Annotated in this window: 10 protein-coding genes; 4 read left to right on the top strand and 6 right to left on the bottom strand. The window is 70.1% G+C overall.

From position 1 onward, the window contains the following. Positions 1 to 247 precede the first annotated feature (247 nt). Both H976_RS28390 and H976_RS0101670 read left to right on the top strand, forming a co-directional pair. Positions 248 to 712, top strand: a complete 465-nt coding sequence (locus H976_RS28390; RefSeq protein WP_155917871.1) for a hypothetical protein — start codon at positions 248 to 250, stop codon at positions 710 to 712. 17 nt (positions 713 to 729) lie between these two features. Continuing rightward, positions 730 to 1,416: a lysoplasmalogenase gene (locus H976_RS0101670; protein ID WP_027860108.1), complete on the top strand. Its 687-nt coding sequence runs from the start codon at positions 730 to 732 to the stop codon at positions 1,414 to 1,416. A gap of 128 nt (positions 1,417 to 1,544) precedes the next feature. Here the strand turns inward: H976_RS0101670 and H976_RS28385 are convergent, their stop codons facing one another. Next, positions 1,545 to 2,051, bottom strand: coding sequence for a LysM peptidoglycan-binding domain-containing protein (locus H976_RS28385; RefSeq protein ID WP_051275955.1), 507 nt, complete (start codon positions 2,049 to 2,051; stop codon positions 1,545 to 1,547). A gap of 267 nt (positions 2,052 to 2,318) precedes the next feature. Here H976_RS28385 and lexA point away from each other — a divergent pair, with 267 nt between their 5' ends. Both lexA and H976_RS24015 read left to right on the top strand, forming a co-directional pair. Next, positions 2,319 to 3,062: a transcriptional repressor LexA gene (lexA, locus tag H976_RS0101660; RefSeq protein WP_027860106.1), complete on the top strand. Its 744-nt coding sequence runs from the start codon at positions 2,319 to 2,321 to the stop codon at positions 3,060 to 3,062. Between the two features lie 90 nt (positions 3,063 to 3,152). After that, positions 3,153 to 5,024, top strand: coding sequence for a M12 family metallo-peptidase (locus H976_RS24015; RefSeq protein ID WP_051275953.1), 1,872 nt, complete (start codon positions 3,153 to 3,155; stop codon positions 5,022 to 5,024). 6 nt (positions 5,025 to 5,030) lie between these two features. On the opposite strand, the gene H976_RS0101650 is transcribed toward H976_RS24015, so the two are convergent. The 5 genes from H976_RS0101650 to hflX all read right to left on the bottom strand — a co-directional run bounded on the left by H976_RS0101650 (position 5,031) and on the right by hflX (position 11,878). Further along, the gene (locus tag H976_RS0101650; RefSeq protein WP_027860105.1) at positions 5,031 to 6,941 is read right to left on the bottom strand and encodes an ATP-dependent DNA helicase; all 1,911 of its coding nucleotides are present in this window, start codon (positions 6,939 to 6,941) and stop codon (positions 5,031 to 5,033) included. 74 nt (positions 6,942 to 7,015) lie between these two features. Continuing rightward, positions 7,016 to 7,573 (bottom strand): LemA family protein, encoded by a 558-nt coding sequence (locus H976_RS0101645; protein ID WP_027860104.1) that lies wholly within the window; start codon positions 7,571 to 7,573, stop codon positions 7,016 to 7,018. A 61-nt stretch (positions 7,574 to 7,634) separates the two neighbouring features. Continuing rightward, positions 7,635 to 9,362, bottom strand: a complete 1,728-nt coding sequence (locus H976_RS0101640; RefSeq protein WP_027860103.1) for a DUF2207 domain-containing protein — start codon at positions 9,360 to 9,362, stop codon at positions 7,635 to 7,637. A gap of 36 nt (positions 9,363 to 9,398) precedes the next feature. After that, on the bottom strand, positions 9,399 to 10,373 hold the full coding sequence (locus H976_RS24010) for an endonuclease/exonuclease/phosphatase family protein (protein ID WP_051275951.1): 975 nt from the start codon (positions 10,371 to 10,373) through the stop codon (positions 9,399 to 9,401). A gap of 26 nt (positions 10,374 to 10,399) precedes the next feature. After that, on the bottom strand, positions 10,400 to 11,878 hold the full coding sequence (gene hflX / locus H976_RS0101630) for a GTPase HflX (RefSeq protein WP_027860102.1): 1,479 nt from the start codon (positions 11,876 to 11,878) through the stop codon (positions 10,400 to 10,402). Positions 11,879 to 11,931 lie beyond the last annotated feature (53 nt).

Raw genomic sequence — 11,931 nt, 5'->3', positions numbered from 1 at the left:
CGCCGCCCAAGGGCAATGCTCGACAGGGCCTGGGTCCAGCGGCGGGTCCACCACGTCGACCGTCACCCACAACGGCTCTACGCCGCGCTACGAATACCGCAGCGCCTGCGGTGCAGGCCTAGACGGTGAAAGCACGTGCGCCTCGAATCCCTGCCCACCGGGCGAGCAGGTGTACCGCCTGTGGCAGACCGAGCCCCCTCCCGCCGCCCCCATGGGACTCGTGTGCTCGGGCAACGGGCCTCCACCCGTGGCAGCTGCTCCGCCGCAGGTGACCGAGGGGATGGTGCTGCAGGCGTTCCGGCGGATACCGCTGCCCTCGTTGCGGTCGCACTCCCAGCCGGCGAACAAGACGCTGATCAACTTCGACACGATCTTCTTCACCGACGCCCAGCCATTGACGCGGACGGTGACGTTGTTGGGGCAGCGGGTCCGGCTCGAGATCAAGCCGTCGAAGTTCGAGTGGGTGCACGGGGACGGGACCGAGGACACCACGTCGACGCCGGGGGCGCCGTACCCGGCCAAGGACGTCGTCTACCGCTACCAGGACGCACACCGCACGGTCGCGCACCGGGTGGTGGTGACCTGGAGCGCGGAGTGGTCGCTGAACGGTGGTCCGTTGCGCCCGGTCAACGGGACGGTGACGACCACCGGACCGGCGACACCGCTGCGGATCGCGGAGGCTAGTCCGGCCCTGTCGGGGAGCGGGCACTAGGCGCTAGGTTCGCCAGCGTGCGCCTGCAGACCTCGACCAAGCTCAAGCTCGCCTACATCGGTCTGGCGGCGGTGGACACCTGGCTGTCCAGCGTCCCTGGCAAGGCGGCGCACCGCGCGCGGTTCGTGACCAAGCCGTTGCTGATGCCGACCCTGTCGGCCTCGCTGATCACAAACCCGAAGGCGTCGGACTCCCCGCTACGGACCAGCACCGTCGCCGCCCAGGTCGGCGGCTGGGGCGGCGACGTCGCGCTTCTCGGCGAGGGCACCAAGCCGTTCCTCGTCGGTGTGGGCTCGTTCGGACTGGGACACGTCGCCTACCTGACCGGCTTCCTGCGCCAGCACGGGCACTCCGACCCCCGGCAAGCCGTCGGACCCCGCGCCGTCGCCGGTTCGTGGGCGCTCACGGCGCCGGTGATGGCCTTCATGGCGGGACGTCGCAACCGCGATCTCGGCGGGCCGGTGTTCGGCTACGCCACGATGCTCGCTGCGATGGCGGCAGCCGCCAACTTCCTGGACACCGACCTACCGCCCTCGGCGCGCCGGCTGACCGCTGCCGGTGCCGGACTGTTCATGGTCTCCGACTCACTGCTCGGCTTCCGCAAGTTCGCGATGACCAACCCGCCGCCCCAACTCGAGACCGCGGTGATGGCGACGTACACCGCTGCCCAGTTCCTGCTCAGCGAGGGTGCTGCTCGCGCCTGAACCGGACGTGCGAGTGGGGTGGGACCGGCGTGCGGTCCCACCCCACTTCTTCCCCCGTGACGACGACCCGGGTCGAATGAGTCGTCATCACGTCTGTCCCGCCCGTGCCTTCCCGCACGGCGGACGACTCAGCCGCGGGGGACGGCGAGCTTCTGACCCTCCTCGATCTGGCCACCGGGCAGGGAGTTGAGCTCCTGGATGCGGTGCACCATGTCGCGGATGTGACCCGGCTTGGCGAGGTCTCCGGCGATGCCGTAGAGCGTGTCGCCGGGCTGGACCTCGACGATGCGGACCGGCTCGGGAGTGCCGCCGGTCAGGGTGGCGGTCGCCCAGCCGCCGAACGGGACCATCAGGGCGAGCGCGAGGGTCAGGAAGCCGAGGACCAGGACGATGCGGCCGCGCCGGGTCAGGCGCACGGTCCGGGGCGCCGGCTTGCGCGGCGCCACCTTCGTCTGACGACGCAGCTGCACCACGGGGGCGGCCGGCGCGTCGACCGGCTGGCCGTAGTCGAGATCGAAGACCGTCTCGAAGTCCACGCCGGTCTGCGGCGCACGCTGCGCCGGGACGACGTGGCGAACGAGCGCGTCGAAGCGGGTGTCGACGTCCGACTCGGACGGGATGCTCAGTGTGCTCATCGGTCTACCTCTTTCGGGGAAGTGCCCGGCCCTGGTTGGCCGGACGGGGAAGCGACCCCTGCGTTGTGCTGATCGATGTCTATCGCCGAGGACCGACAGTTTTCGCCGAAACTCCGAACAGACGTTCGTTCGAACACATGTACGACGGTAGAGCACATGTTCGAACAGCGCAAGAACATATGTTCGAACGAATTCGGGGCTCCGAGCGCGACACGCGGTTCGAACATGTGTTTGAAGTGACCCCCTCGGGTGGACTACCTTCCCCCTATGGCGACTCGTGATCAGCACCACAGCTCCCCCGCCCGCGGCACCGTCTCGGAGCTGCCCGACGCGGCGCCCGACGTGACGGGTCTGACCCCGCGCCAGCAGCGCATCCTCAACGTGCTGCGCGAGTCGATCGAGAAGCGCGGCTACCCGCCGAGCATCCGCGAGATCGGCGAGCTCGTCGGGCTCACCAGCTCCTCCAGCGTCGCCCACCAGCTGCGGGTGCTCGAGCAGAAGGGCTTCATCAAGCGCGACCCCAACCGGCCGCGAGCCCTCGAGGTGTTCATCCCCGAGCTGATGGCTGCGCGACGGGCGATCGCGAGTGCCGACGACGCCGGCTACGACCCGACCGGCATCGGCGACGCCGTGCCCACCGCCACCATGGTTCCGCTCGTCGGCCGCATCGCCGCCGGTGGTCCGATCCTGGCCGAGCAGCACGTCGAGGAGATCTTCCCGCTGCCCAAGACGCTGGTCGGCGAGGGTGAGCTGTTCCTGCTGGAGGTCTCCGGTGACTCCATGGTCGACGCGGCGATCTGCAACGGCGACTACGTCGTCGTACGCCGCGAGCAGACCGCCGAGAACGGCGAGGTCGTGGCGGCGATGCTCGACGGCGAGGCGACGGTCAAGACCTTCCAGCGCAAGGACGGCCAGGTCTGGCTGCTCCCCCACAACGACGCCTACGACCCGATCGACGGCACCGACGCGGTCATCCTGGGCAAGGTCACCGCGGTCCTGCGGCGGATGTGACGACCATTCCGTGGGCAGTGCGGCATCCACTCCGTGGTCAAATAACACATTAAGGGTTATTGACGTATAAACCGGGGCAAAATTCGGCTCGTGACCTTCCCCGCACCCCGCATCGCTGTCGCCACGGCGCTGTTCCTGACGCTCGGTGCGGCTCCCGCGCTGGCCGATGCCGGCGACACCGCGGGCAATGCCTCCCTGCCTGTCCAGGACCGCGGCAACCCGCACGCGGCGACTCTTCCGCGTGACATGCACGGCCTGGCCGCGGTCAAGGCACTGGGCACCCACCTGGACGCGGTCGCGGCGCAGAACGACCTCTCCGCCGCACGGCTGACCAAGATCCTCACCTCCGACGACACGGCCTGGCTCTCCGAGGACGGGCAGATGTTCTACCAGGAGGAACCGCCCAGCGCCCCCGTCGAGCCCCCCTCCGCCGACGTCGGTCCTGGAGTGGTCCAGCCGGACACCGGCTCCGGCAGCGGGAGTACGACGACACCGGCGTACCCCGTCGCCCAGACCTTCAAGCTGCACAGTCGCCCGGGCGCGAGCAAGCTGATCTTCCTCGACTTCAACGGTGCCGAGATCAAGGGCACCGGCTGGAACACCCGGTCCAACCCGCTCGGCGTCGGGGTCTACACGGGCTACGACAGCGACGGCCACCCCGGCACCTTCAGCACGGCCGAGGACGCCTGGATCCAGGAGGTGTGGCGTCAGGTCGCGGAGACCTACGCCCCCTTCGACGTCGACGTGACCACCGAGGACGGTGGGCCCGACTCACGCGAGCGGACCACCAGCCTGGACACGCACTTCGGCACCCAGGTGTTGTTCACCAACTCAGCGCAAGCGGTCGCTCAGCTCTGTAACTCCGCCTGCCTCGGCCTGGCCTGGGTGGGCACCTTCAGCGACGTCGACCCGGTCGGCTTCTACCAACCTGCAGCACTGGTGTTCACGAAGACCACCATGTCGGCCACGGTTGCCGCCCAGGGCGCCGCACACGAGGCGGGCCACACCCTCGGGCTGCACCACGACGGCACCACCTCGCAGTCCTACTACCCCGGCACCAAGGCGTGGGGTCCGGTGATGGGCTCGGCCATGCCGCGGGCGGTCACCGAGTTCAGCAAGGGCGAGTACGCCGGCGCCAACCAGACCGAGGACGATCTCGCCGTGATCCAGGCCAACGGCCTTCCCCTCCGGACCGACGATCACGGCAGCACCCGTCAGACTGCCGACGCGCTCGGCACCCAGGCGTCGTACGCCGTGAACGGGATCATCAGGACGCGCAGCGACGTCGACTTCTTCTCGATCGCGCTGCGCTGCTCCACCAACCTGACGGTGGCCGCAACCGGAATCGGTCGGCAATCAGCACTCGACCTGCGACTGGATGTTCTCAATGGCTCGGGGGTCACCGTCAAGAGCTCCAGCCCGGTGTCGGGCTACACCACCGCCAGCCCACCCCTGTCGACCGGCATGAACGCCTCGGTCACGGTGCCGGGAGCGATCGGGACCTACTACCTGCGTGTCGACGGTGTCGGAAACGGCGACCCGAAGAAGACCGGCTGGTCGGACTACGGCAGCCTCGGCCAGTACCGCCTGACCGCCAAGGGCTGTGCCACAGCGACCTCGCCGTCGCTCGCGGCCAACGACGTCCAGGTGACACGACCCGCCGCGCCGCGGATCGGCAAGGCCGCACCGGGAGCCAAGGGCGGCACGTCCACAGCGCTGGTGCGCTGGCTGGCCCCGACCAGCAACGGGGGCGCGGCCGTCACGAAGTACCGCGTGCTCGCCCGTCGCCTCAACGACCAGGGCCGCGTGGTCCGTTCCTACGGATCGGCCTACCTCAAGCCGGCCGCGCGGAGCCTGAACATGAAGCTGCCCAAGGCGCGCTACAAGTTCGTCGTGGTGGCCTACAACCGGGTCGGCGCCTCACCGTTGTCGCGGGCCTCCAACATCGTGCGAGCCCGCTGAGGCCGGTCAGCCGCCGGCCAGCCGCGCCAGCGCCTTGCGTACGACGGCCGGGTCGTCGGTCTGCCACATCGGCGGCAGGCTGGCCCGCAGGAAGCTGCCGTAGCGCGCGGTCACCAGCCGGGGATCGAGTATGGCGACCACGCCCCGGTCGGTCATCGTGCGGATCAGCCGGCCGGAACCCTGCGCCAGCAGCAGCGCCGCATGGGTGGCGGCAACCTGCATGAACCCGTTGCCACCGGCCTGGTCTGCCGCGCGCTGACGCGCCGACATCAGCGGGTCGTCGGGGCGCGGGAACGGGATCCGGTCGATGATCACCAGCTGGCAGGTCTCGCCGGGCACGTCGAGCCCCTGCCACAGGCTCAGCGTGCCGAACAGGTTGGTGTGCGGGTCACCGACGAACTGGCGGGCCAGCTCCGGCAGCTGGGCGTCGCCCTGCGCGAGCGTGGTCAGGTGGGGCAGCGCCTCGCGCACGTGCTCGGCGGCGGCCTCGGCGGCTCGCCGGCTGGAGAACAGTCCGAGGGTGCGGCCGTCGGCAGCGTCGACCAGCTCGGTGATCTCGTCGAGGTGGGCCTGGGTCAGCCCGTCGCGACCGGGGGCCGGCAGGTGCCGTGCGACGTAGAGGATCGCCTGCTGGCCGTAGTCGAAGGGCGAGCCGACGTCGAGGCCCTCCCACTTCTCGCCGCGGTCGGCCGGAGCGAGGCCGAGCGAGGTCGCCACAGCGTCGAAGTCGCCGCCGAGCTTGAGGGTGGCCGAGGTGAAGACCGCCGTCTTGTCGGCGAGCAGGCGCTCGCGCATCGGACCGGCGACCTCGAGCGGAGCGACGCACAGCTGGTTGCCGCCGCGGTTGCGCTCGCGCTCGTTCATCCAGAGCACGTCCTTGTCGGAGCCGGCCGCCATCCGCCCGGCGATCGTGAACAGCTCCTGGGCCCAGCCCTTGGCCTGGGTGGTGCCGGCGTCGTCGCCGGTGTCGCGCGGGAAGGCCGAGACCAGCGCCCGGGCGGCGTCGCGCACCACCGCGAGCGCGTCGCCCAGCTGCTGCGGCATGACGTCGATGCGCCCGGGCCGGCAGTCGTCGATGGCGTCGCGCAGCACCTCGCCGGCGTCGGCGAGGTCGTCGGCCTCGTTGCCCTCGATGTGTCGCTGGGAGCGGCGGGCGGCGCGGTCGATCTCGGGAGCGGACAGCTCGTCGGTGGCGGCCTGGGTCACTCGTGAGACGAGCTCGTGGGCCTCGTCGATCACCGCCACGTCGTACTCCGGGATCATCGGGACGCCCTCGATGGCGTCGATGGCGAGCAGCGAGTGGTTGGTGACGATCAGTTGGGAGCGGTAGGCGCGCTCCTTGGCCCGCTCGGCGAAGCACTCGGCGCCGTAGGGGCACTTGCTGGCGCCCAGGCACTCGCGGTGGCTGACGCTGACCTGCCGCCAGACCCGGTCGGTGTGCCGCGGCGCGTGGTCGCGCTCGCCGGTGCCGTTGTCCTGGGCCTCCTCCTCGATCCACTCCCGCAGCGCCACCACCTCGGCGCCCAGGGACCCCTCGGGCAGCTCGACCAGCGCCCCCTGGTCGTCGGGCACGCCTTCGCGCACACGGTGCAGGCAGGCGTAGTTGGACCGCCCCTTGAGTACGGCGAAGGTGCCGCCGCCCTCGAGCTGGTCGCCGGCTGCCTCGAGCAGGGCCGGGATGTCGCGCTCGACCAGCTGGTGCTGGAGGGCGAGCGTCGCCGTGGCCACCACGACCCGATCACGATGGAGCAGGGCCGGGACGAGGTAGCCCAGCGACTTGCCGGTGCCGGTGCCGGCCTGCACGAGCAGGTGGCGCTTGTCCTCCATGGCAGCGGCCACCGCCTCGGCCATCGCGACCTGGCCGGGACGCTCCTCACCACCGAGCTGCTCGACCGCAGCGGCCAGCACCTCGCGCACGTCGACCACGCAGGAACCCTATGCGGACGCACCGACGAGCGCGGCACGGCCCACACAGGCGGGCCGGGCCGAGATCAGAAGTGGACCTGCGGTGCCTGCTCCTGCCCCTCGGGGGCCTGGTAGAAGTCGCGCGAGTGCACGCCCGCGATGCCGGTGAAGAACATCCACGGGATCGTCCGGGTCAGCTTGTTCAGGGTGGCCACGGCGTCGTTGTAGTACTGCCGCGCGAAGGAGATCTGGTTCTCGGTGTCGGCCAGCTGCTTCTGCAGGTCCAGGAAGTTCTGGTTGGCCTTGAGGTCGGGATAGTTCTCGGCCACCGCGTTGATGTTGGCCAGGGCCCCGGTCAGCTGCGCGTCGGCAGCCGCCTTGGCCGGCACGTCGTCGCTCTTGGCGGCCTCCTGCACACGAGCACGGGCGTTGGTGACCTCCTCGAGGACACCCTTCTCGTGGGCGGCGTACCCCTTCACCGTCTCGACGAGGTTGGGGATCAGGTCGGCGCGGCGGGTCAGTTGGACGTCGATGCCGCCCAACGCCTCCTGCGCGCCGACGTCGGTGCTGCGCAGCTTGTTGAAGCCGATGACGACGAACCCGATGACGACCACGAGGACGACGATGACGATGATCCAGGTCATGCTGATCTCCTTGGTTTCGACGGGCTCGACCGTCGAGTGGGATTGATTGTGGGGCACCGGCTCACCAGGAGCCACCCCCTCCGCCGCCGCCACCGCCGCCGCCGGAGAAGCCGCCGCCTCCTCCGCCACTCGACGACGAGGACTGGGTGGCCTGGTAGGCCGAGATGGCCGAGCTGACGGTGGAGGAGAAGTCGGCGGCCATCGAGGAGGCGAAGCTGCCTCCGGTGTAGCTGTAGCCGGACCCGAAGTAGACCGGCGTCGGTGGCTCCTCACCGGTCTCGATGCGGTACTTCTCGGCCCACTGGTCGGCGACCCCGAAGGCCACCGCCCACGGGATGTAGGCGGTGTAGAGCTCCTTGCGACCCGAGAAGTCGAAGCGGTCCTCGCTCGACGGCGTCGCGAGCACGCGGCGGAAGCCGCCGATCCGGGACCACAGCTCGCGCCCGGCCGCGGTGCGCTTGGTGCCGGCGCCAGGACGCAGGAGCTCGATCGCGAACACCGCGAACAGGCCGGGGATCAAGGCGATGACCGAGAGGCCCAGCGGGTTCACGAACCCGAGGAACAGCGTGAGCAGGATGGCGAGGATGACCAGGATGCCGCCGAAGCTGCCGAGCCCGGCCGCGGTCATCAGCCCGTTCTGGCGGGCCCAGCCGCGCACGGAGTCGTCGAACTTCGACAGCGCGCTCTTCAGCTTCTTGCCGGCCGAGACGCTGGTGTTTGCGGTGAAGGAGCCACCCGGCACACCGAGCACCTGGGCGGCGTACGCCGAGACGGGGTCGAGCTGCTGCCAGGCAGCCGCCTGCCCGGTGTCCGTGATCGTCCAGCCGTCGGAGTGGTCGAGGGTGGTCGCCCCCTTCTCCGCCGTCTGCATGATCGAGGCGACGAAGGCCTCCTTGCCGATGCTCTCGGTGAACAGGTACTTCGCCTCCGCGGGTCCGATGCCGTCGGGCGGCGCATACATCAGCGGGTACGCCGGCTTGGGCTCGCGCGTCCCCCGTGCGGTCAGCTCGCCCATCAGTCCGGCGAAGGCCGCGATGGCCAGCAGCAGGATCAGCACGATCTCGCTGCTGCCGAGGACCGGGTCGAAGCGCTGCGGCCAGGGCAGTCGATCGCGCTCGGGGGCGGCCATCGCGAGCGTCGTACGCACGGTGACCGGGGTGTTCACGTCGAGGGCGCCCGTCCGCACCACGAAACCGTCCCCGCTGGGCTGGGCGGTGCAGCCGCTCGCCGACCCCTGGCCGATGGCGCACTTCACGTCGCCGAACTTCACGGGCAGGTGCACGGTGAGCCGGGAGGCCTGGATCGGCATCCGCCAGCCGGCGCCGATCAGGTTCCAGTAGAAGTCGGCCCGTCCCTTCGAGGTGGACCCGAGCGCGCTGTCGATGTCGTACCTGATCACGTAGACGTGCTCGCCGGTCATGGTGGTGTCGGCCGAGCCGATCTTCACGTTGCGATAGCGACCCTTGCTCTCGGACAACACCTCGAACGGCTCCGCCCGGCCGTCACGGCTGACCGCGATGTGGTGCGGCACGAGCCGGACGTGGGAGTCGCCGGGGTCCTGGACGTCGAAGAACCGGAAGATCCCGTGCTTGAAGTCAGGAAAGCTGACCCGCAGCGTCTCGGTCACCGTGATCCGACCGTCCTTGGACACGGTCGAGTCGGCGACGTAGCTGGTGATGGTCGCGGTGTCGCGCTCGACCCCGCCGAGCGAGGGCCAACGGATGGCCGGGAAGAGCACCAGCCCGGCGAGCAGGAGCAGCGCGATCCCCCGCCCCACCCACCGCGTCATGTCCGCACCCTACTGATCGGCGGCGGTCACCGGGTCTCAATCGTCGCTTCCGGTGCGCACCTCCACAACGAGCGCCAGGTGATCGGTGTGCGGCACCTCGATCGTGCTCGTCCGGACGGCAGTGAAGCCGTTGCTGGTCAGCACGTGGTCGAGCGCCACCAGTGGTCGAGGCGAGGTTCCTCGCCACTTCGAGGGCCAGGTCGGCTGCCAGCCGGACCCGGCCTCCTCGGCGGCGTCGCGCATCCCCTCACCGAGCACCCGCCGGAACAAGGCATGGTCCTGGGTGGCGTTGAAGTCGCCGATCGCGAGGGTCGGCCCTTCGTGCACTGCGGCACGGGCACGCTCCCGCAGCACCCCCAGGTCGCGGCGCCAGGCGACTGGGCCCTTGACCGGTTGTGCGGTGTGCACCGCCAGCAGCCGGAAGGGCACGATCGTCGCCACCCGCACGTCGAGCCCGCCGTTGCCGAGGGTCAGCGGCAGGATCTCCGCGACCTGGAAGTGGGAGAACACCATCGTTCCGCTCGCCCCGTGTGCCGGTTGCCCGACGTGGTGCGGAAACAGCCGCGAGAGGCCGGCCCTCTCCAGCGCGCTGTTCACCTGCGGCGTGACCTCTTGAAGGACGAGTACGTCGACATCACGGGAGGCAGCCGTGCGCACCACCGTTGCGGCATCACCGTGCCCGAACTCGAGGTTGGCGCTCATCACCACGAGGTCGGGGCGACCACCGCCTCCGACGTACAGCGGGCCCGACCAGTAGAGGTGCGCCGCAACGCCGACGGCCGAGGCGACGACCGCCGCCAGCACCCAGCTCCGGTGCCTGGTGCCACGCAGGAGCAGCAGGCTCACCGCCAGCGTGACCACGAACCCCAGCACGGCGTACGACGCGAAGGCAGCCGCCATGATGGGCCACGACCGGCTGGTGACCACGAAGCGCATCGCCGTCAGGCCGACCAGACCCATGATGGCCAGCGCGAGCACGGTCGCGAGGGCGATCCGGACGAGTCTGCGCATCCCCGCAGACTAGGCGCGGCCGAGCGTCAGGCGGGGTAGGCCGCGAGCTCGCCGGCCAGCGACTCGTTGACCCGAGCCTTGAGCAGGGTGCCGTCGGCCGTGTGCTCGATCGAGATCACCTCGCCGTTGTCGTGCACCCGGCTGAGCAGGTCGCCCCGGTCGTAGGGCAGCAGGACCGCGATCTCGACCGCCGGCCGGGGCAGGTCGGCCTCGATGGCGGCCAGTGCCTCGGGGATGCCCTCACCGGTCTTGGCCGAGACGACCACCGAGTGCGGCTCGCGCTGGCGGAGCCGGGCGAGCACCAGACCTTCGGCAGCGTCGGCCTTGTTGATCACCACCAGCTCACGGACGTCGGAGGCGCCGATCTCGGCCAGCACCTCACGCACGGCGGTGATCTGGCCCTCGGGGTCGGGGTGGGAGCCGTCGACCACGTGCAGGATCAGGTCGGAGTCGGCGACCTCCTCCAGCGTCGAGCGGAAGGCCTCGATCAGCTGGTGGGGCAGGTGCCGGACGAAGCCGACGGTGTCGCTCATCGTGTAGATCCGGCCGTCCTCGGTCTGCGTACGACGGGTCGTGGGGTCCAGGGTCGCGAACAGCGCGTCCTCGACGAGTACGCCGGCATCGGTGAGCCGGTTCAGCAGCGAGGACTTGCCGGCGTTGGTGTAGCCGGCGATCGCCACGCTCGGGATCTCGTTGCGGCGCCGACCGGAACGCTTGGTGTCGCGGGTGGTCTTCATGTGCGCGAGCTCGCGGCGCAGCTTGGCGATCTTGGTGTTGATGCGGCGACGGTCGGTCTCGATCTTGGTCTCACCGGGACCGCGGCCACCGATGCCGCCGCCCTGCGAACCGACCCGACCACCGGCCTGGCGCGACAGGTTGCCGCCCCAGCCGCGCAGGCGCTGCTTCATGTAGTTCAGCTGGGCCAGCTCGACCTGGGCCTGGCCCTCCTTGCTCTTCGCGTGCTGGGCGAAGATGTCGAGGATCAGTGCGGTGCGGTCGACGACCTTGACCTTGACCTTGTCCTCGAGGTTGCGCAACTGGCTGGGCGCGAGCTCACCGTCGAGGATCACCGTGTCGGCGCCGGTGGCGCGCACGATCTCCGCGAGCCCCTCGACCTTGCCGCGCCCGATGTAGGTGGCCGGGTCGGGGCTGTCCCGGCGCTGGTAGAGCGCGTCGAGCACCTCGGAACCGGCGGTCTCGGCCAGCAGGGCGAGCTCGGCCATGCTGTTCTCGGCGTCCTCGACCGACCCTTCGGTCCAGACGCCGACGAGGATGACGCGCTCGAGGCGCAGCTGGCGGTACTCGACCTCGCTGATGTCCTCGAGCTCGGTGGAGAGTCCGGCGACGCGACGCAGGGCGTAGCGCTCGGCTAGGTCGCGCTCGCCGGTGGTGTCCTCGGGAAGCTCGTCGCGGGCCGCGTCTGCGCGCTGGTCGGCGGTGTCGTCCCAGTCGGCGGTCTGCGCCAGCTCCTGGGCGAGGTCGAAGGGTTCGGGTGCGTTCGTCATACGGGCTCCAGACTAGGCGCGTGCGCAACCCAATTCCCGATATGGGTGTATTT

Source organism: Marmoricola sp. URHB0036, assembly GCF_000426045.1.
GTDB lineage: Bacteria > Actinomycetota > Actinomycetes > Propionibacteriales > Nocardioidaceae > Marmoricola.
This window is presented reverse-complemented; position numbering and strand designations above follow the sequence as displayed.

Excerpts from the sequence above, each read along its gene's own strand:
- H976_RS28385 (WP_051275955.1), bottom strand. The coding sequence starts at position 2,051 with ATGAGCACACTGAGCATCCCGTCCGAGTCGGACGTCGACACCCGCTTC.
- lexA (WP_027860106.1), top strand. The coding sequence starts at position 2,319 with ATGGCGACTCGTGATCAGCACCACAGCTCCCCCGCCCGCGGCACCGTC.
- H976_RS0101645 (WP_027860104.1), bottom strand. The coding sequence starts at position 7,573 with ATGACCTGGATCATCGTCATCGTCGTCCTCGTGGTCGTCATCGGGTTC.
- H976_RS0101640 (WP_027860103.1), bottom strand. The coding sequence starts at position 9,362 with ATGACGCGGTGGGTGGGGCGGGGGATCGCGCTGCTCCTGCTCGCCGGG.
- H976_RS24010 (WP_051275951.1), bottom strand. The coding sequence starts at position 10,373 with ATGCGCAGACTCGTCCGGATCGCCCTCGCGACCGTGCTCGCGCTGGCC.
- hflX (WP_027860102.1), bottom strand. The coding sequence starts at position 11,878 with ATGACGAACGCACCCGAACCCTTCGACCTCGCCCAGGAGCTGGCGCAG.